Here is a 22,951-nt window from a genome sequence, read left to right as displayed (position 1 = left end):
TCAGAATTTTTAAAAAATCTGACCGCTTGCCCTCTCTCTGCTCAAAATAGCCTTACGCTATTTTGAGCTGTCTCTCTCCCGTAAACGAGAGAGAGTAGACGTTAAAAATTAAACAGATGTCTCATTTTAACTTGTTTAACTTTAAGGTATTCCAAATCGTGTTTATTCGGTTCAACCATAATCGGTTCTCGTGCCACGATATTTAAGCCAACTTGCTGTAACCCCTCGATTTTCGCTGGGTTATTGGTTAGCAAGCGGATTGTTTTTACGCCTAAACTGCGAAACATCTGTGCACCGATATGGTATTCACGTTCATCTTCACCGAAGCCAAGAGCTAAATTTGCCTCGACGGTGTCCATTCCTTTATCTTGCAACTCATAAGCACGCAGTTTATTGATTAAGCCAATGCCTCGCCCCTCTTGACGTAAATAGAGCAACACGCCTCTACCCTCTTGCTCAATTTGGCTCATTGCAGCGGCAAATTGCTGACCGCAGTCGCAACGTTGTGAACCAAAGGCATCGCCGGTTAAACATTCAGAGTGAATACGGCACAGCACCTCTTCTCCATTGCCAATATCCCCTTTCACTAAGGCAACGTGTTCTTTGCCTGTGATTTTCTCGATAAAACTATGTGCGGTAAAGTCGCCATATTTGGTAGGCATTTTGACCACAGAAATCTGCTCAATTAAACAATCTTTTGCTCGGCGGTATTCTTGAAGCTGGGCGATTGTGATAAACGGCATATTGTGTTTTGTGGCAAAGGCTTGTAGTTCAGGCATTTTCATCATTGTGCCGTCGTCCGCCATAATCTCACAACACAGCCCTGCCTGTTTAAGCCCTGCTAAACGAGCCAGATCCACCGTTGCTTCTGTGTGTCCGTTACGCACCAACACGCCACCGTCTTTTGCAAGCAGGGGGAACATATGCCCTGGACGGCGAAAATCACTTGGTTTGGCGTTGTCGTCCACCACTTTCAGTGCAGTAAGCGAACGCTCAAAAGCCGAAATGCCCGTGCCTGTATCAATGTGATCGATAGCAACGGTAAAGGCAGTTTCGTGGTTATCGGTGTTGTAAGAAACCATCTGCGGTAAGTCGAGCTTTTTGGCTATCGCCGTTGAAATTGGCATACAAATCAAGCCCTTACCATAAGTTGCCATAAAGTTGATATTTTCAGGAGTGGCAAATTCCGCCGCACAGATAAAATCCCCTTCGTTTTCTCTGTCTTCGTCATCGCTGACGATAATAATTTTGCCTTGGCGTAATGCGTCTAAGGCTTGTTCTACGCTTGAAAATTGAAACATTTGCTTTCCTTTTCGTTTAATACTGTAGGGACACACTGAGTGTGTCCGTTATTCATTCATTTTGTGGACACACACAGTGTGTCCCTACTTAAAATCCAGCCCGCTTTAAAAATTCTTCTGTAATATTGCTACTTAAAATCCAGCCCGCTTTAAAAATTCTTCTGTAATATTGCTCTGTGGCTCACTCTGTTTCGGCGACAGCAATTTTTCCACATATTTTCCAATCACATCATTCTCTAAATTCACGATACTGCCGACTTTTTTCGTGCCTAAATTCGTTTCGCTTAAGGTATGTGGAATAATCGACACTCGGAAGCTATTTTCATCACAATCAACCACCGTCAGGCTTATTCCGTCAATCGTAATTGAGCCTTTTTCAATGATGTAACGCATCAGCTTTGCCGTGGTTTTAATCTGATACCAGACCGAATTATTCGCAGGGGTAATGCTGACAATTTCCCCTGTGCCATCAATATGCCCCGACACAATATGTCCGCCGAAACGTCCGTTTGCCGCCATTGCACGTTCAAGATTAACGGGGCTGTTCGGTTGTAATTCGCCCAATGATGTACGAGCGAGTGTTTCCGACATCACATCTGCGGAAAAATGGTTCGCACCAAATTCGGTTACGGTTAGACAGACACCATTGACCGCAATGCTGTCGCCTAAGTGCATATCCGTAAAAATTTTGCTTCCCGTGATGGTTAAAACGGCAAATTCCCCTTGTTTGTGGATTTTGGCGACTTTGCCGACTTCTTCAATAATACCTGTGAACATATCAATGTGTTCCTACTTCATAATCAATCAGAAGATCTTCGCCGATTTGGCGGATCTTTGCATTTTTCAATTGCACCGCATTTGCCAACACGCCGATCCCTTCACCACCGATGGGCGTTTTGGCGGTAACTCCACCGACTAATTTCGGGGCGATATAACAATGCACACGGTTTACAATGCCAGCGTTTAACGCACTGAAATTTAAACTTGAACCACCTTCTAACAATAAGCTGTCAATGCCTTGGTCGCCGAGTTTTTGCAAAAGATCGGCTAAATCGATCCGCTTGTCTTTTGCTTTACAGACCAGTACTTCCACCCCAAGCGGTTGGAATTGGGCGATTTTTTGCAAATCGTCTGAAACTGTCGCAATTATCGTGCGATAGGTTTTGGCTGTTTGGACTAATTGACACTCTAATGGCGTACGTAACCGGCTATCGCACACAATCCGTACTGGCTGTTTGGCATTTGGCATTCGGCTATTGAGCATCGGGTTATCCGCCAACACGGTATCTACTCCAACCATAATCGCACTGTATTGATGTCGGGTGCATTGCACATTGGCTCTGGCTTGCTCCCCTGTGATCCATTTGGCCTCGCCTGTTGCGGTGGCAATTTTACCGTCTGCGGTCATCGCATATTTCATCAACACATAAGGGCGTTTGGTTTGAATATAGTGAAAGAAAATTGGATTTAACGCATCACATTCGGCTTTCATCACATTTTCAATCACTTCAATCCCCGCTTGGCGAAGTTGTGCCACACCTTTGCCTGCCACGAGAGGATTGGGGTCACTTGAGCCGATAACGACGGTTTTAATCCCCCGTTCAATCAACAAATCAGAACAGGGCGGTGTCCATCCGTGGTGACAGCAAGGCTCAAGGGTAACGTAAGCCGTTGCTCCGCTTAAATCTTCCTGACAATGTAAAATCGCATTACGTTCGGCGTGCCATTCGCCGTAGCGTTGGTGATAGCCTTCCGCAACAATGTTGCCGTCCTTGACAATCACACAACCAACCAACGGATTAGGATTTGTCCAGCCACGACCAAGTTCAGCCAGTTCAATGGCACGAGCCATAAAAATAGAGTGTGTCATTTTGGGTTTTAAATCATAAATTGAAGGGCAAGGAAGAAGAATAATTCTCTCCCGTTCACGGGAGAGAGACAGCTTTGAGCAAAGTAACGGCTTTACGAAAAGCAGAGAGAGGGAAGTTTATTGCAAACCCTCTCCCTCCGCAAATTCTACCGAATTGGCTCCTCCCTCTCCCGTAAACGGGAGAGGAAAAAACAAACGCCTTGAAATCTCACGATCTCAAGGCGTTAAAAGCATAAGAAAAGCACTCGAACAGTGTTCGAGTGTAGACATTCTAGCTCTTCTTCCATCCAGACTATCACTGTCGGTACTGGAATTTCACCAGTTCCTGCTTTGGCTTTCGCCGCCGCTCGCAGACTTTACTGCCGATCGGGAATTTCACCCTGCCCTGAAGATTAAAAAATTTACGTGAATTTTGCGGAAATTTATAGGTAAAGTCAATTACAAATTTTTAACAAAATTCACATTCATATTATTTACTGCTTTCGAGTTGATCAAGGAAGTCTTGATTTACTTCTATTTTTGCACGTTCACGTAAATCTTTGAGTAAATCATTACGTAACACAACTCGCTCTGCTTGGTTAAACTGTGCTTGTAAAGGTTTAAACTCGTCAGCTGTGCCATCGCTCACTTTATCTAAAGCGATAACAACCACGTCACCATTCGTATTACGAGCGGTCTGATATGTCGGTTTTTCTGCAGGTTTTGCCATTGAAAAGACCGCTTGTGCTAAAGCCGGTTCAGTGATTTGTGCCTGTGCAAAGACAAGTTCTTCAGAGGCACCAAATGCGACTTCTACTGTTTCGCCTTTATTCAATGCTGCAACTTGTGTAGTGGCTTTCTCTTCTAAGACTTTGAGCACTTTTTGTTGTTTCACTGCTTGTTCAACTGCTGATTTTGCTTCGTCAAAAGTTTGTACGTTTTCAACTTGATAGTGACTTACACGAACAAACATCGTTTTAGTATTTGTGGCATCACTTAAATCAATAGCTTCTGAATTTTGCCCATTTTGGCGCACTTCACTGTCGAATAAAACGCGTAGGACTTTCTCGTTATCAAGTTCAGCAGGTACAGTTTCACGTGTGAAAGCATCTGTTTTATGAACTAGAACATTCGCTACTTTTGCGACCGCTTCAAGTGAGCCACTATTTTCAAATGCTACGTTTGCCATTTCACGGGTGATGTTTGAATACTCCGTTAAAAGTAACTCGTTACGAATTGTATCCGTAATTTGAGCTTTTACTTTCTCTAACGGCACAACAGTTTCTACATTACGTTCTAATACTTTTATAATATGGAAAGCATTATCTACCTTGATTGGTTGGCTTGTTTTTCCAGCGTCTAACATATTAGCCGCATCTTCAAAGGCTTTCGGGAAGACGCCCGCTTTCGCCCAACCTAAATCTCCACCTTGAGCAGCAGATAATTTATCTTGTGATTTTGCTTTTGCTAATTGTGCAAAATCCTCACCTTTAGCGAGCGCTTGTACGATTTCATTTGCTTCAGCTTCAGTGGCTACTTGAATATGTGCGATTTTCGCTTCGCCTTTTGTCGTATATTTAGCTTTGTTTGTTTGATAATAAGTGTCAATTTGTTCGTTAGTAACTTGAATTTTATTAGCCAAATCCTTTGGTTCAATAGAAATATATTCTACGGTCAATTTTTCTGGATTAACAAAATTCGCTTTATTTGCCTCATAATAGGCTTGCATTTCTTCTGCAGAAGCGGTTTGATTGTTCACCTCTTTTGCAATTGAATAGGTCGCCAGACGTACTTGACGTTTTTGTAACAATAATTTCGCTAATAGTTCTTGTTGTGCAGGAACGGTAAAACTACTATTTACAATAGCCTCTTGAATTTGCGCAAATAGCATGCCTTCATAAACAATTGCAGCATAACCATCAGCCGTTAAACCATTATTACGTAATGCTTGCTGATATAAATTATTATTAAATTTACCATCTTGTTGGAAAGCAGGACTGTTTACAATTTCTGATTTAATTTGATCGGCACTAACGTCAATTTTAAGGCTCTTAGCGTATTGACGAAGAAGCTCGTCATCAACTAAACCATTTAAAATACTCTCGTGGAACTGTTTGACATAAATAGGATTGTCCATTAAATCCCAAAAACGCTCACCTAATTGAGCATTTAGGATATTTTGCTGCTGATTTTTTGCTCGGCTAAATGCTTGTTGAGAAATTTCTTCTCCATTGACTTTGGCAACGGAATTGTCTGTAGCCATCAACCCACCACCAATACCGCCTAATACAAACGAAAGAGAAACTAATGCAAAAATGATTTTAAATACCCACCCACCAGATTTCTCATGCATTTTTTCAATCATCTTTATGATCCCTAAAATTACAAAAAACTACTCTTAATTATACCGTTAAAGTGGAAAATTCTCAAATTGTTACTTGTGAAATAGCTCACTCAATATCTTTTATTTTTTTGCAATCAGATTAAAAATTTGGTTTAATTTGCAGACTATTTATAACAAGGATCTTTCTTTTTTGTCTCCATAAGGATACCATCATGGGTATTTATACTTATATCTGTTTTTTATCAGCACTTTCTATTTTATTAGGTTTCATTACTCATAAAATCAGCGATAAAATCCAATCGACCATTGCTATTACAGCTGCAGCAATGATCGGTTCTCTCTTACTACTGTTACTCGGAACTTTCGGCTGGTTTAACCTTGATGCTGTCGCAACAGAAGTCATGGAACAGATCGACTTCAAGAGTTTCTTACTTAACGGTATTTTAGGGTTCCTACTCTTTGCAGGTTCACTAGGAATTAAACTCCCTGTTCTTAAAGATCAAAAATGGGAAATTACCATTTTTGCGTTATTCTCAACCTTAGCTTCAACTTTGATTATTGGTTTCTTCGTCTATGGGGTAGCCAACTTAATTGGGCTACAAATTGATTTGATTTACTGTATCGTTTTTGGTGCTCTGATTTCTCCAACTGACCCAATTGCTGTACTTGCGATCATCAAAAATTTACGAGCACCGAAGCGTTTATCTATGCAAGTAGAAGGTGAGTCGCTTTTCAATGACGGTGTTGGTTTAGTTATCTTCGTCACTGTGTTTGCTGTTGCATTTGGTGGTCAAGAAGCCAGTTTTAGTGGAATTATGAGCCTCTTTTTGCATGAAGCTATCGGCGGTATCCTGTTTGGATTTGTGCTAGGCTTCCTTGCTCATATTTTAATTTCATCAACCGATGATGGTAGCTTAGAAATTTTATTAACTTTGACCATTCCAACCGCAGGCTTTATGTTTGCAAACAATGTTCTGCACGTTTCAGGTGCGTTGGCAATGATTGTGGCAGGCATTATGATTGGTAACTGGACCCGTCGTTCAGGCTTTTCTGAACAGAGCCAACGTTATCTTGATCACTTCTGGGAAATGATTGACCATTTCTTAAATTCTCTGCTTTTCTTCCTTATCGGTTTTGCGATCTTACTCGTCGATTTTAATATCTACGGTATTGTGATGATGATTCTGACAATTCCGATTTGTCTAGCATCTCGCTATATCAGCTTATGGTTACCATATAAGGCGCTACAACAGTTCCGTACTTACAATCCATATACCTTAAAAATCATGAGCTGGGGCGGATTACGTGGAGGTTTGGCATTAGCAATGGCACTTTCTATTCCAGCCAAAACTGCTTATGCAAATGGTATTGATGTTAAAGATCTAATTCTGGTGATGACATATTCTGTTGTGATGTTCTCTATTTTGGTACAAGGTACAACTATTGAGCCAATGATTCGTAAATCAAAACAAGTTGATCCGAATCGAGAAGAATATCTACAACCACAAAGTCAATCGGATACCAAACATTAGTTTAAGCTATTCTGAGAGAAAAGCATTGCTCTTGACAGCTTTTCTCTTTAGAATACGCAACTTCGTGTCGTAGCTGAATTAGAGATCGGCTATTGATGAATATAAACTTAACTACTTTTTAGGAGTAAAAAATGTCTCTAAGCGTAGAAGCAAAAGCAAAAATCGTTGCTGAATTTGGTCGTGATGCAAAAGATACTGGTTCTTCAGAAGTTCAGATCGCTCTTTTAACAGCACAAATTAACCACTTACAAGCACACTTTGCTGAGCACAAGAAAGATCACCACGGTCGTCGTGGCTTATTACGTATGGTTTCACGTCGTCGTAAATTATTAGACTACTTAAAACGTACTGATCTTGCTAAATACTCAGAAACTATCGCACGTTTAGGTTTACGTCGCTAATGTTTTGAAAAATTCTTGTTTGATGAAAATTAAGCAAGGAAGGTTTGTATAAATCTAAATTATTAATCAAGGGCTGAAAACAATATTATATTGATTTCAGCCCTTTTAGTTTCTTGTTCTTACGATATGTCAGAGATTAATTTCTCCTATATCGTTTTTGTGACGACTTAGCAATTTATGCTAATCCTGACGAGTTAATACTTTACCTTGATATTCACCAGTTAAGGCTTCTAGGAATGAAGTAATATCGTTCAACTCTTGATCGGTTAAGGTTTTACCACTTTGATAGTGAGCCATTACTCGAACAGCCTCTTTTAAGTCCTTAACGCTACCGTCGTGCATATAAGGGGCGGTTAAAGCCACATTACGCAAGGTTGGTACTTTGAAGCGATGCATATCAGCAGGATCTTTGGTTTGTGAGAAACGACCGTGATCGTCTGCGGTAATTGGTGTGCCACGCGTTTTGAAATAATCATCATATAAGCCCATATATTCAAAGGATTGTCCACCCATTGCGGTACCTGTATGGCAAGTGTCACATTTCGCCGCTTTAAATGCTTCGTAACCACGTTTTTGTGCGTCATTCAGGGCATTTTGATCGCCTTTTAAGAATTTGTCGAAAGCACTGTTTGGCGTGATCAACGTTTTCTCAAATTCTGCAATGGCATCTGTTAAAGTGTCTGCGGTTAATTCAGGATAAGCCGCTAAGAACTCTTGCATAAAAGCGTGATCTTGTTTGAATTTCGCTAAAATTTCATCAAAACTATGTGAACCCATTTCGACAGGGTTAAGCGGTGGGCCTTTTGCTTGATCCGCTAAATCTTTCGCACGACCGTCCCAGAATTGCAAGTGGTTAAAGGCTGCGTTATATACCGTTGGGGCATTGATACCGCCTTTTTGCCCACGAATACCTGTTGATGTAGTCAAGCCGTCCACACCGCCTTTATCTAATTGGTGGCAGTTGCTACAAGCCACAGTGCCATCGCCTGATAAACGCCCGTCATGATAGATTTGATCCCCTAAGGCAACTTTGCGTGGATCTGTAGTTAATGCATCAGGAATAGGTTGAACTAAGCGAGTTGGATCAACTCCAGCCGTATTTTTTGGAACAAAATGCTCCGCACGCTGTTGATGGATCCAGTCAAGCACCGTTTTCTTTTCTTGCTCATCAGGGCGAGAACCCCAGTGAATATGAACAAAGCTCGCAATTGGCATGGTATCGTTGCGTAACACCGTTTCTAATTTAGCCAGATCTGCTTCAGATAATTTAGCAGGATCTTTCATTCCTTCTAACATTTTATCCAAACGGAAAAAGCGGTTGCCTGTTGCAACATCATTTTCCATCATTGAACTTACACCAGGAATTTTGGCATAGAAAGGCATTTCTGCATTAGGACTGTGGCAATACTGACAGCCATTTTCAAAAAAGACTTTCGCCACTTCTTGCTGTTTACCACTAAAATTAGTTTGTGCAAGTAGTTTTGCTGCTTGGTCTTGGTCAAAGGTATGCAAATACCCAACCATCCCTAAAAATCCAGCAACGCCTAAGGCAATCGCTGATAACAGTAGTTTTTTCATTGGTAACACTCCATAAAGTAAAAAGCGAATATATTATCCCTATAAAAAACTACGGTTATTTTGATCTAATTCAATAGATTTAATTTATAAATGCTATTTGAATAATCGTTAAAACCTTTCTTTCATCTCTAAATATTTTTTAGACGCTAAATTTAATGTTTATCAATTAAATCTTGATTGCATTTTGTTTCTTTTTGCACAATTAAGTTAGTTTTTAACCTATCTTAATTTACGGAATAATTTAAATGAAAAAGACAATACTCTGCTTAACATAGGCTTTACAGTCTGTTGCTCTATTAATCACGAAGGCAGTACAAAATTATACGAGCAAACATTAACTTCATTGAAAGCAAAATTATTGCTAACAAAACAGCAGGTATTATACACAGATTTTATTGAAATGAGGTATTTGTGCACTTGATTCATAATACCGGATAATATGCTGCGACTATAGGATGCCCCAAAAAGGTTTCACTTTTCATCTTATTAAGAATGAGATTAACTACCCATTAGTAAATAAAAATAGTTCTTACTTGACATAAAAATGTAAACATTTTAAACTCACACTGTTTTGTAAACGCTCGCTATTTATAGTGAGTTTATCCCTTTCCTAATGAGGACATTTTTATGAAAAAATCTCTTTCTGTGCTTGCACTTGCATTATCTTCTGTTATTTCAACTTCTGCGTTAGCTGCAAACGAAGTCAATGTTTACTCTTACCGTCAGCCGTACTTAATTGAGCCGATGTTAAAAGACTTTGAAAAACAAACAGGTATCAAAGTAAACGTGATCTTTGCAGACAAAGGTTTAGTTGAACGTGTACAAAAAGAAGGCGAATTAAGCCCTGCGGACGTGCTTTTAACGGTAGATATTAGCCGTGTAATGCAAATTGTCAAAGCTGGCTTGGCTCAAAAAGTAGACTCAAAAACTTTAGAGAAAAATATTCCTGCGCAGTTCCGTGATTCAAATGGCGAATGGTTCGGTTTAACCAAACGTGCTCGTGTTATTTATACATCAAAAGATCGTGTAGGTGCATTACCTGCTGGGTTTGACTATTTAGATTTAGCTAAGCCTGAATATAAAGGCAAAGTGTGCGTTCGTTCTGGCAAAAATGCTTACAACGTTTCTCTCTTTGCTGCAATGATCGAACACTACGGTGAAGAAAAAACCAAAGCATTCTTAGAAGGCTTAAAAGCAAATCTTGCACAAAAACCACAAGGTGGCGACCGTGACCAAGTTAAAGCAATCAAAGAAGGCATTTGTGATTATGCGTTAGGTAACAGCTACTACTACGGTAAAATGTTAGATGATGAAAAACAAAGATCTTGGGCTGAGTCTGCGATCATTAACTTCCCTAACGGTCAATACGGTACACACGTTAATATCAGTGGTGTAGCATTAGCGAAACATTCACCGAACAAAGCAAATGCAATTAAATTAATTGAGTATCTCAGTGGCAACCAAGCTCAAGCTTTATATGCTAAACTTAACCACGAGTACCCAGTAAAAGCTGATGTTGCACCTTCTGATCTTGTAAAAGGCTGGGGAACTTACTCAACCGATGCATTAAAATTAGAAGACATTGCGAAAAACTATGAAAAAGCATTGAAATTAGTTGATGAAGTTAAATTTGATGATTTCGGTGCGAAATAATTAATATTGTAACGTTTGTAGGGACGCCACGCTTGGCGTCCAATGCTAATACACAACCAATGTGGATATTGGGACACGAAGCTTCGTGTCCCTACAAATACGTCGAATTTAATTTCTACCCCCTTCTTCGCAAAGGGGGAATTTTGTTTTTTAATGGAATGAGATTTTGATCGATTTATGATAAACCGATACCTGACTTGGCAACTTTCCGCCCTTGCAACTACGCTGTTAATCCTTCTTCCGTTGCTTGCCATTGGCTATCACGCTTTTGAAGGTGAAATGGAAAATCTCGTTCATCTCTGGGATACAATGCTAGGCACTTATCTGCTTAACTCAAGCCTGTTAGTCTTAGGCACTGTCGTCCTTGCACTTTTTTTTGCATTACCGTCCGCTTGGATCGTCGCTAATTATCAATTCTGTGGGCAAAAAACGCTTCAATGGTTGCTTTGCTTGCCGTTAGCAATGCCTGCTTATTTAATCGCTTATCTTTATACCGATTTACTCGACTATTCTGGGGCATTTCAGGAAATGTTGCGTGGTATTTTCGGTTGGCAAACACCGCACGATTATTGGTTCCCGAAAATCCGCACCCTTTACGGTGCTTGCTTTGTGCTAGCCCTTGTACTCTACCCTTATATTTTCTTACTGGCTCGAGTGGCATTATTAGAACAATCGGAAAACCTCACTCACAGTGCCAGAATGTTAGGTTCATCGCCAGCGGATATTTTCCGTAAAATTACTTTCCCTTTAATTCGCCCTGCAATTGCTGTCGGTATGGCGTTAGTCGCAATGGAAACCTTAGGCGATTTCGGCACCGTGTCCTATTTTGCAGTGCCAACTTTGACGACTGCCATCTACGACTCGTGGCTCGGCTTTCAAGATCTCGGCACTGCAAGCCGTATTTCCATTTTTATGTTGCTGATGATTTTTCTGTTTATCAGCCTTGAGCAATATAGCCGTCGTAAACAAAAAAGCTATCAGCGTGGCTATGAAAAGAAAACCTCGTTCAAACAGCTCACAGGTTGGAAACTGTGGCTTGCACAAGGTTGGTGCTGGGGCTTGTTGGCGCTGGCGTTCTTTATTCCATTCGGTCGATTAATCTACTGGTCTTTCCACTATTTTGAACAGTCGTGGAATTTAGATTTTGTGCAATTTGCCTCAAATAGCTTAAAAGTATCCATTATTGCCTCGATCATTACCGTTGCCCTTGCTATGTTACTGCATTTTGCTCATCGTCTGTCGGTCAATCGCAGATTTTGGGCGAAATCAACCCGCTTATCGTTGCAATTTTCCTCATTGGGCTATGCCATTCCAGGGACTGTACTGGCAATCGGCTTATTGTCGCCATTGACCTTTGCCGATCATCAACTACACGCCCTGCTGAAATCCTTAGATCTACCCCCTGTCGGCTTAATTTTTTCTGGTTCACTGTTTGCCTTAGTCCTTGCTTATGTAATCCGCTTTTCCGCAATGGCAATCGGCAGTCTTGAAACCTCTCTCGGCAAAATTTCGCCGTCGTTAGATATGGCAAGTCAAACGATGGGAAAAACAGGCTTATCAATGTTTAGAAGTGTACATATCCCTTTGATTACCAAAGGAATTATTACCGCAGGCTTGATGGTCTTTATTGAAAGTATGAAAGAGTTAAATGCGTCACTGTTATTGCGACCGTTCAACTTTGATACCTTAGCGACCCACGTTTTCACCTTTACCTCAGATGAACAATTAGAGCGTGCCGCCTTGCCTGCCATCGTGTTAGTGTTGGTTGGATTAATCCCTGTTATTTGGCTGACCCGTTCGTTAATCTCTCAATCGCAAAAAGAACGTTAATATGAAATTACTTGATATTCAAAATTTGAGCTGTCAATTTGACGACAATGTGGTACTAAAATCCCTCGATCTTGCCGTAGGCGAAAATGAGATCGTCTGTCTATTAGGGGCAAGTGGTTGTGGCAAAACGACGCTACTCAAAGCGATTGCAGGTTTACTTCCGATTAGTGAAGGTAAAATCTTTCTTGCAGGGGAAGATTTGCAGAAAAAACCGATTGAACAGCGTCAAATCGGGCTGATTTTCCAAGATTACGCCCTATTTCCGCATTTAACGGTAGCACAAAATATTCAATTCGGCTTATGCAAAATGTGTAAATCCGACCAACATTGTTGCACCCAACAGATGTTGTCAGTGGTGAAACTACAAGGCTTTGAAGGACGTTTCCCACACGAACTCTCTGGCGGACAGCAACAGCGTGTCGCCATTGCCCGTGCTTTAGCTTGTGAACCTGAATTATTACTGCTCGATGAACCTTTTTCCAACATCGACAGCCAAACCCGTTATGCGATGATCCAAGAGATTAAACAGATCTTAAAAAGCCAAAAAGTCCCTGCGATTTTCGTTACCCATAGCAAAGAAGAAGCCTTTGCCTTTGCGGATAAAATTGCAGTGATGGATCAAGGTAAGATCGTACAATTCAGTACGCCAACCGAGCTCTACCACGCCCCAGTGAATGCCTTCGTTGCTGACTTTTTAGGTGGTACAAACTACCTGCCGTGCAAAGTGTTAGAAAATCACTTCCTTGAAAGCCCGATTGGTACTTATCAATTCCCTGAAATCGAGTATCCGCTTGGTGATTATCATTGGTTGCTCCGCCCTGAGCAGATTACCCTGAAAGCCGATGACAACGGGCAAGGTGTGGTGGTTGAAAAACTGTTCTTAGGGCAATTCTACCGTTATCAAATTGCAATAAACGGCACAAATGTCACCGCTTACCAAACGGCGGATTTGCCACTGGAAGCAAAAGTATCGGTAAGTTTCCAGATGAGAGAGTTGGTGTTGTTTGTTATAAAGAAAAACTAAGATTAAAAATTTAGAATCTTTTAAAATATTATTGTGATGATCAATATCAAATAGCCATAAATGGCGCTATTTCTCACGTAACATCTGCTCCGCCATTTTTATACTTTGAATGATCTCTTTACGATCTAAGGCTTCGTTCTGGTTGTCTAATACTTTTTCCCAGTAATGAATTGCCTGTTTGAAATCGTTATGTAAAAAAGCATCGGAGGCAAGCAGAAGTAGGCTAGCACTCTCTTTGTCATCAATTTGTAACGCTCGTTCAAGCCAAGCCTTTGCTTGTGGGGAAAGTCGTTGTTTATTTAAATAGTAATCGGCTGTTGCCATTGCACCTAAAATACTCGCCTTTTCGCCTAGCACGGTCTGAGCATTGTGAAAACAGGTTAAGGCTGCTTCAAAATCGTTATTGAGCGAATAAGCCTGCCCTAGTTCAAACCAGAGTTTGCCATCATTGGCATTTTGGCGAAGCTGATGTTGAAGGTTGGTAATATAGTGATCATTACGCTGTTCGCTACTTTCTTCTGCACGTTGTTGTTGAAATTGAGCAAAAGCCTGCTCCCCTTGAATAGCAAGGCTATAACGCCCTGTCTGCCAATAATAGATAATGCTAGAGACAAGGGCAATCAACAAAACAGTCACTACAAGCGGGCGTTTAAGTGGATTTTTTTGCCATTGCGATACAACTTCATTTTGTTGTTCAAATGCTTGGCGACTTGCCAATTCGGCTAAATATTCAGTACGCTCTTTCTCTGCAAAAGTATCCGCAAATCGTTCCGCTTGTTGATAATAATCCCGATTAAGTTCGTTCCTAATCATTTTGCTTTCTCCGTGTTAGCCAAAAAATTAGGCTAAAGAGTAGAATAAGTAAGCCAACAGGCATTCCCCATAATACCCACGTTTGAGGATTAAAGGGTGGCTGATAATGGACGAAATCTCCAAAGCGCTCTGTCATTATTTGAATGATTTCTTGGTCGCTTTTTCCTTGATTGACCATTTCATAGACTTCTATGCGTAATTTGTAGGCTTGAGAAGCGTTGGACTCTACCAGATTTTGGTTTTGACACTGTAAACAACGCAATGATTTCGCTAGGTTAATCGCACGAATACGTTCGCTATCAGAATGAAACTGAAAGGTGTCCACCATTTCTGCCTGAGCTACGAGGGCGATAAAACTGAACAGTAAAAATAAGATCCGTTTCATTTATCCTGTTCCTTCAATGCTTGCAAACGAGGCATAAAATCTTGAGCAAAATTAGGGTTGTAGCCTTTTTGTTGGTAACGAACAATACCATTTTTATCAATGAGATAACTTGAGGGGGCAGAAGAAATTCTGAGGGTTTCCGTTAAAAAACCTTTATCCCAATCATCAATCACTAGCTCAAATGGATTTCCCCACTGAGCAAGGGCTTGCCGTGCATTTTCGGGGCGATCTGCGTAGGTCAGCCCAACAATTTTTACCCCTTGTTGTTTCATCTCAAGTAAAATCGGAAACTCTTTAATACACCAAGTACACCAACTCGCCCAAACGTTTAAAATAAAAGGCTCATTTGGTAAACTTGCTTTACTGATAACCGCTTGATTATCCAGTAAATGTTTTAAGCTAAATTCAGGCAACGGCTTACCTTGCCAATCTTCGCTTAACGACACATTGTCTTTTTCTTTTAATTGCATTACTAAAAAAAGTACAACCGCAAATAAGATAACAAGCGGTAAAAACAGCAATCCTTTTTTCATTTTTTTCTCCGATAACCAACCAATGCCAATAGGCTCGCCAAGACCATTATTGCACCGCCTAGCCATAAAATACGAACATAAGGTTTGTAGTGCAGACGAAATGCGTACTCTTTATTACCAAACTTATCGCCCATCACAATATAAATATCATCTAAACCATAATGGGCTAGCCCCACTTCTGCCATTGTCATTGTACGGACATCATAGTAACGGCGTTCGGGCAACAAGGTTGCCAATTTTTGATGATGTTGATCATAAAGATGAAACTCTGCTACTTCGGCAGTGTAGTTTGCCCCAATTTCATTGTGGTGTTTGACATATTCAAAGTGTAGCCCTGCTAATTCAGCAGACTGCGTTGGTTTTAGTCTCACGCCAACTTCATCAGCATAATAGCTATTCATCATTGCCCCAATCACACTTATCGCAAAACCAATATGAGCCAGTCGCATTGCAAGCGGTCGGATTTGCCACATAAATCGCTGATAAGGTAGATGAGTTAGTACAACCCAAATCGCGAGTGAGATAAAAAGAGTAGGTTGCCATTGCAATTGATGCACATAGACTTGTGGCAAAACTTGATAACTGAAGCCTAAACTAAGTAGCACCGCAACGGGTAATAATGCCAGTTGCCATAAGATTTGACGTTGTGGAATATGCTTCCAACGTAGCACTATTGCAAATCCCATTAGACATAACAAAATCAATGCTAAAGGGGCAAAAATCGTGTTGAAATAAGGCGCACCAACTGAAATGGATCCCCAGCCCATCGCACTGAAAATCATCGGATAAAATGTGCCAAGAATAACCACCAGCGTGGCTAATGCAAATAAGCCATTAACCAATAATAATGCCGTTTCTTTTGAAAACAGATGAAAACGAACATTGCCTTGCCATAAATTCACTCGTAAAGCGAATAGAGTCAATGCAACAAAGCTCAAGCTAAAGAACAAAATAAGCAGAGCCATTCCTCGCTCTGCGTCCACTGCAAATGCGTGAACAGAAGTAAGAACCCCAGAACGAACAATAAATGTGCCTAACAGACTTAACGCAAAGGCAAAGATGGCTAATAAAATTGTCCAATAACTAAAAATGCCTCGCTGTTCGCTAACGACTAAACTATGTAACAGAGCAGTACCAAGTAACCACGGCATTAAAGAGGCATTTTCAACAGGATCCCAAAACCACCAGCCCCCCCAGCCAAGTTCATAATAAGCCCACCAAGCACCTAACATTATGCCTGCGGTTAGAAATCCCCAAGCTACCATTGTCCAAGGGCGGATCCAACGAGCAATAGCATAATCAAACACGCCACCAAGCAACATTGCCATTGCCATTGCAAATGTGACAGCAAAGCCTACATAGCCTAAATAAAGCAGTGGTGGGTGAAAAATTAATCCGACATCTTGCAACATAGGATTAAGATCTCGCCCCTCTGGGGAAGGGGGAAAACTACGCTCAAATGGATTAGAGACCAAGAGAATAAACAAAGCAAAGCCTAAAATAATTAAGGCGAGAGAGGCTAGGGTGCGGTAAGTAAACAAGCGGTCGATTTTGCCTGAAAAAATGCAAAATATGCCTGTCCATAATGCCAATGCCGTTAGCCAAAACAGCATTGACCCTTCGTGTCCTCCCCAAGTGGCTGCAAATTTGAAGAATGAGGGTAGTTGACTATTAGAATGAGCAGCGACATAGGCAACGCTGAAATCATCATAGATAAAAGCGTAGGCTAAACAGCCAAAACATGCTAAGGCTAATAAGGCTTGAATTAAACTAAATAGGCGATTTCCACTCAACCAAAAGGGTTGATGGCGAATTTCTCCCCATAAGGAACATAAAACCTGTAACCCTGAAATACCAGCTAATAAGACTAAACAGAAATAACCCAGTTCGGGAAGCATAATCTATCCATAAAATGTAAAAAATCGAGCTATTTTAACCGGTTGCTATAAATAAACAAAGCGAATTACGAGGATTCGCTTTGTTTTACTCATATCTTACTATAAGAGCTGATATCACTATTTTTTACGCTTGAATAGGATAACAAGAGTAACTAATACCGCTGCTGTTACTGCAAAGCTGAGGAATGCAGAGGTAGTAAAACCAATCACTAAATAACCCACTGCTGAAGCCACCGCAACGACAAGCGTATAAGGTAACTGCGAAGTAACGTGATCCATATGGTTACACTGTGCACCTGTTGAAGACAAAATGGTGGTGTCCGAAATCGGTGAACAGTGGTCACCACATACTGCACCTGCCATTACCGCAGATAAGCAAGGTAATAATAATGCGGGTTCTGCGTTGGCAGCCATAGCTGCAGCAATTGGTAACATAATACCGAATGTTCCCCAACTTGTACCTGTTGAGAATGCCATTGCTGCTCCTAATGTAAAGAGGATTGCAGGTAAAAATGCAGGGTTAATGTTGCCAGCAACAAGGGTTGATAAATACTTACCTGTTTGCATATCGCTTACGATGCCGTTAATTGTCCAAGCAAAGAATAAAATGGTGATTGCACCCATCATAGATTTTGCACCGATACCGTACGACTTCCAGTAATCACTCATTGTTACTTTACGTCCTATTGCAATCATTAAAGTCGCTACAGCTAATGCACTCAAACTTCCTACAACCAATGAAATACCTACGGTAGTATTTTCAAATGCGCCTAATACATCAAATGGTTTGCCACTTTCTGCTAGAGCTTGGTTACCCGTGTACATCATCATTGCAAGGGTTGCCAAAATTAAGGTGATGATTGGTAAAATTAAGTTCATCACGCTACCACTTGCTTCGACAATTTGTTGCTCTTCAACATCTGCAGCTTGCTCAGCTTGTTGTTCAAAACGAGCCATTGAGCCTAAGTTGATTGAGAAATAAGCAGCTACAAAGACTAAAATCATTGAGAAAATAGCGTAGAAGTTCATCGCACTCATTGCCATAAATGCACCCAATGGAGTGTAGTTTGTAATGCCGTAAGTGGTTAATAGACCTGCAATTAAAGTGATGATGTAAGCACCCCAGCTTGAAATTGGCATTAACACACACATTGGCGCTGCTGTTGAGTCAAGAATATAAGCTAATTTGGCACGAGAAACTTTGAATTTGTCTGTTACTGGACGTGCAATTGCACCTACAGTAAGGCTGTGGAAATAATCGTCGATAAAGGTAACGAACACTAACGCCGCCGCCATTAATTTTGCACCACGTTTTCCTTGAATATGTTTTTGAGCCCAATTTACAAAGGCTTGGTTACTGCCTGAAATGCTTAATAAGGCGGTGAGTACCCCTAATAAAAGTAAGAAAAGAATGATGTTTACGTTATTTGAATTTAATCCTTCTTCGCCATAAATTAATGAAGTGATATTTTTCTTCAAATGTAAAAAGGCATCAATCGGGTTGCCACTGGTAAGCATTAACGCACCGACAATAATCCCGATACTTAATGAGAGTAATACTCGACGAGTAATAATGGCAAGTACCAATGCTAATAATGCAGGCACTACAGACCATAATGAACTTGAATAATCAACTAGATTCATAAAACCTCTAAGATTGTTTTTAATAAAATAACACGTCAAACAAAGAAAGAGATCTACTGGAATAAACTTACTTTTGATGAAGCAAGGTGTTTAGGGAAGGGAACAAAAGAAAAACAGAATAAACCCAGCCTAACAGTAGCACTCCATAGCCTCCGCTATGACAGTATCGTTCCTTTCGATAACGATACCAACCAATTAAGATGACGCTTAATTGATTTCGGCGAATACGCCTTTCCTCTTTCTTCATCGTTTTCCACTCTGAAAGAATACTTATCGCATTCGCACCTCTACAATTTGTAGGACGCTAATAGCTTACCTGAAGAAACGGCGGTTGCCAATAGGGGAAAGATGGATTTTGATAAATTAATATGTCAGATTTATTCTAGTTTGCTTTAAGTTATTATCAAAATATAATAAGAATTTTATTTTGTGTATTTACCTGAAATAATTATTGCGATAATATAAAAAAAGTCTAAATTGATATGAACTATTTACATTTAGGAGAAAACAATGACTGATTTATTAAAAACGCTTTCAAATATTCGTAGCTTGCGTGTAATTGCTCGTGAAGCTTCAATTGAACAATTGGAACTTATCGCAGAGAAAATTGCACTTGTTATTGAAGAAAAACGTGAAGAAATTAAAGTTCAACAAGAAGAAAAAGCAAAACGTCTAGAAAGCCTAAATAAATACAAAGAGTTACTTGCTCAAGATGGTATTTCAGCAGAAGAACTTGCGTTATTATTAGCAGGTACAACCAAAGTAGAACGTAAAAAACGTGATCCTCGTCCAGCAAAATATAAATTCATTGATGCAAACGGTAATGAAAAAACTTGGACAGGTCAAGGCAGAACGCCTCGTGAAATTCAACAAGCATTAGAAGCAGGTAAATCATTAGCAGATTTTGCAATCTAATTTGATATGAATACAGAGAAGCCCACAAGATGTGGGTTTTCTTTTTTATGATTGATATGAATTAGCTATTTTTCTAATAAATAGAGAAAACAAAATGATTGAAAATAAAATTTTATTAACGGAATGTCCTGATGATACGGGGCTTGTCGCTAAAATCACGAATATTTGTTATAAACATCAATTAAACATTATTAAAAATAGTGAGTTTGTTGAAAGTGATACTCGCCACTTTTTTATGCGTACTGAATTACAAGGTATTTTCAACGATCAGACCCTATTAGCCGATTTAGAATTTACCTTGCCAAAAGGATCTATTTATAAACTTGTTCCGCAACAACGTAAACGTATTGTCATTTTAGTCGCTAAAGAAGCACACTGTTTAGGCGATATTTTAATGAAGACCTATTATGGTGGTTTGAATGTTGAAATTGCGGCTGTGATTGGTAATCACGATACATTAAGAAGTTTAGCAGAACGTTTTGATGTGCCGTTCCATTTAGTAAGCCACGAAGGTTTAACTCGTGTAGAACACGATAAATTATTGGCGGATAAAATTGATGAATATGCCCCTGATTATATTGTGTTGGCAAAATATATGCGTGTGTTAAACCCTGAGTTTGTGGCGAAATACCCAAATCGTGTGATTAACATTCACCATTCATTTTTACCTGCATTTATCGGTGCGAAGCCTTATCAGCAAGCCTATCAGCGTGGTGTTAAAATTATTGGGGCAACGGCACATTTTATTAATAACGAGTTAGATGAAGGCCCGATTATTATGCAAAATGTGATTAATGTGGATCATACTTATACGGCAGATGCGATGATGCGAGCAGGACGAGATGTAGAAAAAACGGTATTGAGCAGAGCATTAGAATTGGTGCTTGCTGATCGTGTTTTTGTTTATCAAAATAAAACTATCGTACTATAACCCCAATGAAACTTGTCGATATTTTCACTGACGGTTCTTGCTTGGGAAATCCGGGTAAGGGTGGCATAGGTATTTTATTGCGTTATCAAGGCAAAGAAAAACGGATAAGTCAGGGTTACTACTTGACGACAAATAATCGTATGGAACTTCTTGCCGTGATCACCGCTCTAAATGCCTTGAAGGAGCCTTGTAATGTACATTTGCATAGCGATAGCCAATATATGCAAAATGGTATTCAAAAATGGATTTTTAATTGGAAGAAAAATAACTGGAAAACCAGTAATAATACGCCAGTTAAAAATCAGGATTTGTGGATAGCTCTGGATAAAGCCATAACACGCCATCAGGTTGAATGGCAATGGGTTAAAGGTCATTCTGGACATACAGAAAATGAAATTTGTGATCAATTAGCAAAAGAAGGTGCAAATAATCCTACTTTAGAAGATGTCGGTTATCCGCCTAGCTAAAGCTAGATTATTTTCTGATTTCGTGAAGTAGATCACAAATGTAAATACTCGTCTTGACAATATATTGACATCGCCTTGATTAGTGTTATAATGTTTTCAATTCATTTTTACCTTTCATTTTGATTAATTCACTTGAAAATGAGAAGTAAATACGAAACTTTTTGGTTGTTTAATGTGTGTTGTACTGCACATAACCATTTTACAAAAACGATACTATCAAGGAGTCTAATGTGACTAAACATTTTGAACACAATGAATCTCGCCGTGGCTTTATGAAATTAGTTGCAGGTGTTGGTGCTGGTTTAGCATTCTCAGGTTCAATCGGTACTTTTGCTTCTCAGGCTTATGCAGCTCCGGCAAAAGGTTCAACTATCGAAGCAGGTATTGCTTATCCGATTTCAACGGGTTTTGACCCAATGAGTTCAACTGGTGCATCTTCAATGGCGGCTAATATCCACATTTTTGAAGGTTTAGTTGATTTACACCCAGCAACTCGCCAGCCATATCTAGCACTTGCAGCGAAAGAACCAGAAAAAGTTGACGATGTAACTTATCGCATCACTTTACGTGACGGTGCGGTATTCCATAACGGTTCAGCAGTAACCAGTGCTGATGTTGTGTTTTCATTTGAGCGTGTATTAGATCCAAATACAAAATCACTCTTTGCACAATTCATCCCATTCATTAAATCAGTCACTGCAGTGGATCAAAAAACAGTTGAATTTAAATTGAAATATCCATTTGCATTATTCAAAGAACGTTTAACCATTATCAAAATCGTACCAAAAGCATTAATTGAAGCTCAAGGTCAATCAGTCTTTGATGCAAACCCTGTTGGTACCGGTCCATATAAATTTGTTTCAGCAGTCAAAGATGACCGTATCGTATTTGAAGCAAACCCTGCTTACACAGGTCCATATCCTGCAACTGTTGAAAAAATGACATGGTTCTTACTCTCTGATGACGCAGCACGTGTTGCAGCACAAGAGTCAGGTCGTGTACAAGCGATTGAAAACGTACCTTACTTAGATGCGGATCGCTTAAAACGTAAAGCAGCTGTAGAATCAGTGCAATCATTCGGCTTAATTTTCTTAATGTTTAACTGTGAAAAAGCACCGTTTAACAACAAGAAAGTACGTCAAGCATTACAATATGCAATTGATACACAAAAATTAGTTGATGTGGTGTTCTTAGGCAACGCAAAACCTGCGACATCTTATGTTCAAGACTCTCACCCAGACTATGTGAAAGCCTCAACAGTCTATGATTTCGATCCGAAAAAAGCGGTTGCATTGTTGAAAGAAGCGGGTGTAGATAAACTTGAGTTTACAACACGTTCAACCGCACATAAATGGGTAGTGGACTCTGTTCAAATGATCCTTGAAGACTGGAACAAGATCCCTGGTGTAAAAGTGACAAACATCGCTTCACAATCACCATACAATGACGGTGTTGATGCAGGTAACTTTGAAGTATTAATCGCACCAGGTGACCCATCAGTATTCGGTAACGACTTAGACTTATTATTAAGCTGGTGGTACCGTGGTGATGTATGGCCGAAAAAACGTTTCCGCTGGTCAAATACACCTGAATATGCGGAAGTTCAAAAACTTCTTGACGCTGCGGTGGCTGCGAAAACTCCGGCAGAAGCACGTGAAATTTGGGGTAAAGCGATTAACATCATTGCTGAAGAAGCAGCACTTTATCCAATTATTCACCGTAAACTTCCAACAGCTTGGAGTAACAAAGCATTAGATGGCTTTAAACCATTATCAACCACAGGTATGTCATTCATTGGTGTAAGCCGTAAATAATCATAGTGCCTTCACCTTCGGGTGAAGGCGTTTAAAGTA

At 40.0% G+C, this 22,951-nt stretch carries 19 protein-coding genes and 2 riboswitches; of the genes, 9 read left to right on the top strand and 10 right to left on the bottom strand.

The genetic code is table 11. The annotated features are described in order from the left end of the window. Window positions 1-101: 101 nt before the first annotated feature. From J1G47_RS02390 to J1G47_RS02375, 4 genes are all read right to left on the bottom strand, one after another. Window positions 102-1,301: a bifunctional 3,4-dihydroxy-2-butanone-4-phosphate synthase/GTP cyclohydrolase II gene (locus tag J1G47_RS02390; RefSeq protein WP_021113975.1), complete on the bottom strand. Its 1,200-nt coding sequence runs from the start codon at window positions 1,299-1,301 to the stop codon at window positions 102-104. Between the two features lie 132 nt (window positions 1,302-1,433). Beyond that, complete coding sequence (gene ribE / locus J1G47_RS02385) at window positions 1,434-2,078, bottom strand: riboflavin synthase (RefSeq protein ID WP_026916558.1); 645 nt, start codon at window positions 2,076-2,078, stop codon at window positions 1,434-1,436. Window position 2,079: 1 nt separating this feature from the next. Beyond that, window positions 2,080-3,171 carry a bifunctional diaminohydroxyphosphoribosylaminopyrimidine deaminase/5-amino-6-(5-phosphoribosylamino)uracil reductase RibD gene (gene ribD, locus J1G47_RS02380; protein ID WP_207326734.1) on the bottom strand — a complete coding sequence of 364 codons (1,092 nt, stop codon included), beginning with the start codon at window positions 3,169-3,171 and terminating at the stop codon, window positions 2,080-2,082. Window positions 3,172-3,442: 271 nt separating this feature from the next. Further along, window positions 3,443-3,568, bottom strand: a riboswitch (FMN riboswitch). 72 nt (window positions 3,569-3,640) lie between these two features. Then, window positions 3,641-5,515, bottom strand: a complete 1,875-nt coding sequence (locus tag J1G47_RS02375; protein ID WP_207326733.1) for a SurA N-terminal domain-containing protein — start codon at window positions 5,513-5,515, stop codon at window positions 3,641-3,643. A gap of 191 nt (window positions 5,516-5,706) precedes the next feature. On the opposite strand from J1G47_RS02375, the gene J1G47_RS02370 reads away from it, so the two are divergent. Together J1G47_RS02370 and rpsO are read left to right on the top strand one after the other, a co-directional pair. Continuing rightward, the gene (locus J1G47_RS02370) at window positions 5,707-7,026 is read left to right on the top strand and encodes a cation:proton antiporter (protein ID WP_005712132.1); all 1,320 of its coding nucleotides are present in this window, start codon (window positions 5,707-5,709) and stop codon (window positions 7,024-7,026) included. Window positions 7,027-7,157: 131 nt separating this feature from the next. Further along, window positions 7,158-7,427, top strand: a complete 270-nt coding sequence (gene rpsO, locus J1G47_RS02365; protein WP_005597777.1) for a 30S ribosomal protein S15 — start codon at window positions 7,158-7,160, stop codon at window positions 7,425-7,427. A 180-nt stretch (window positions 7,428-7,607) separates the two neighbouring features. Here the strand turns inward: rpsO and J1G47_RS02360 are convergent, their stop codons facing one another. Continuing rightward, complete coding sequence (locus J1G47_RS02360) at window positions 7,608-9,005, bottom strand: cytochrome-c peroxidase (RefSeq protein WP_021109847.1); 1,398 nt, start codon at window positions 9,003-9,005, stop codon at window positions 7,608-7,610. Between the two features lie 627 nt (window positions 9,006-9,632). Here J1G47_RS02360 and J1G47_RS02355 point away from each other — a divergent pair. The 3 genes from J1G47_RS02355 to J1G47_RS02345 all read left to right on the top strand — a co-directional run bounded on the left by J1G47_RS02355 (window position 9,633) and on the right by J1G47_RS02345 (window position 13,512). After that, window positions 9,633-10,658 carry a Fe(3+) ABC transporter substrate-binding protein gene (locus J1G47_RS02355; protein WP_010786216.1) on the top strand — a complete coding sequence of 342 codons (1,026 nt, stop codon included), beginning with the start codon at window positions 9,633-9,635 and terminating at the stop codon, window positions 10,656-10,658. A gap of 177 nt (window positions 10,659-10,835) precedes the next feature. Then, window positions 10,836-12,488 (top strand): ABC transporter permease, encoded by a 1,653-nt coding sequence (locus tag J1G47_RS02350; protein ID WP_207326732.1) that lies wholly within the window; start codon window positions 10,836-10,838, stop codon window positions 12,486-12,488. 1 nt (window position 12,489) lies between these two features. Then, window positions 12,490-13,512: an ABC transporter ATP-binding protein gene (locus J1G47_RS02345; protein WP_021113966.1), complete on the top strand. Its 1,023-nt coding sequence runs from the start codon at window positions 12,490-12,492 to the stop codon at window positions 13,510-13,512. Window positions 13,513-13,578: 66 nt separating this feature from the next. On the opposite strand, the gene J1G47_RS02340 is transcribed toward J1G47_RS02345, so the two are convergent. From J1G47_RS02340 to J1G47_RS02320, 5 genes are all read right to left on the bottom strand, one after another. Then, window positions 13,579-14,325, bottom strand: coding sequence for a TPR domain-containing protein (locus J1G47_RS02340; RefSeq protein WP_207326731.1), 747 nt, complete (start codon window positions 14,323-14,325; stop codon window positions 13,579-13,581). Continuing rightward, a complete protein-coding gene (gene nrfF / locus J1G47_RS02335; protein WP_075630622.1) occupies window positions 14,318-14,710 on the bottom strand; it encodes a heme lyase NrfEFG subunit NrfF in 393 nt (130 codons plus the stop codon). The genes J1G47_RS02340 and nrfF overlap by 8 nt, the downstream gene beginning before the upstream one ends. Beyond that, on the bottom strand, window positions 14,707-15,243 hold the full coding sequence (locus J1G47_RS02330; RefSeq protein ID WP_035495677.1) for a redoxin family protein: 537 nt from the start codon (window positions 15,241-15,243) through the stop codon (window positions 14,707-14,709). The genes nrfF and J1G47_RS02330 overlap by 4 nt, the downstream gene beginning before the upstream one ends. After that, window positions 15,240-17,141 carry a heme lyase CcmF/NrfE family subunit gene (locus J1G47_RS02325; RefSeq protein WP_062924297.1) on the bottom strand — a complete coding sequence of 634 codons (1,902 nt, stop codon included), beginning with the start codon at window positions 17,139-17,141 and terminating at the stop codon, window positions 15,240-15,242. The genes J1G47_RS02330 and J1G47_RS02325 overlap by 4 nt, the downstream gene beginning before the upstream one ends. 117 nt (window positions 17,142-17,258) lie before the next feature. Beyond that, entirely contained in the window at window positions 17,259-18,785 is a 1,527-nt protein-coding gene (locus tag J1G47_RS02320; RefSeq protein ID WP_160429745.1) for a Na+/H+ antiporter NhaC family protein, read from the bottom strand. Between the two features lie 128 nt (window positions 18,786-18,913). Then, a riboswitch (Lysine riboswitch) is annotated at window positions 18,914-19,083 on the bottom strand. Between the two features lie 212 nt (window positions 19,084-19,295). Between J1G47_RS02320 and J1G47_RS02315 the strand changes: the two genes are divergently transcribed. From J1G47_RS02315 to J1G47_RS02300, 4 genes are all read left to right on the top strand, one after another. After that, window positions 19,296-19,700, top strand: a complete 405-nt coding sequence (locus J1G47_RS02315; protein ID WP_021109841.1) for an H-NS family histone-like protein — start codon at window positions 19,296-19,298, stop codon at window positions 19,698-19,700. 94 nt (window positions 19,701-19,794) lie between these two features. Beyond that, on the top strand, window positions 19,795-20,631 hold the full coding sequence (gene purU, locus J1G47_RS02310) for a formyltetrahydrofolate deformylase (RefSeq protein WP_207326730.1): 837 nt from the start codon (window positions 19,795-19,797) through the stop codon (window positions 20,629-20,631). A 5-nt stretch (window positions 20,632-20,636) separates the two neighbouring features. Continuing rightward, window positions 20,637-21,098 (top strand): ribonuclease HI, encoded by a 462-nt coding sequence (gene rnhA / locus J1G47_RS02305; protein WP_005712104.1) that lies wholly within the window; start codon window positions 20,637-20,639, stop codon window positions 21,096-21,098. A gap of 230 nt (window positions 21,099-21,328) precedes the next feature. Beyond that, complete coding sequence (locus J1G47_RS02300; RefSeq protein ID WP_106405078.1) at window positions 21,329-22,912, top strand: ABC transporter substrate-binding protein; 1,584 nt, start codon at window positions 21,329-21,331, stop codon at window positions 22,910-22,912. Window positions 22,913-22,951: the final 39 nt, after the last annotated feature.

The organism is Glaesserella parasuis (genome assembly GCF_017352235.1).
Taxonomy (GTDB): domain Bacteria; phylum Pseudomonadota; class Gammaproteobacteria; order Enterobacterales; family Pasteurellaceae; genus Glaesserella; species Glaesserella parasuis.
Note: the sequence above shows the minus strand (reverse complement) of the source record. Positions and strands in the feature narration are given on the sequence as shown.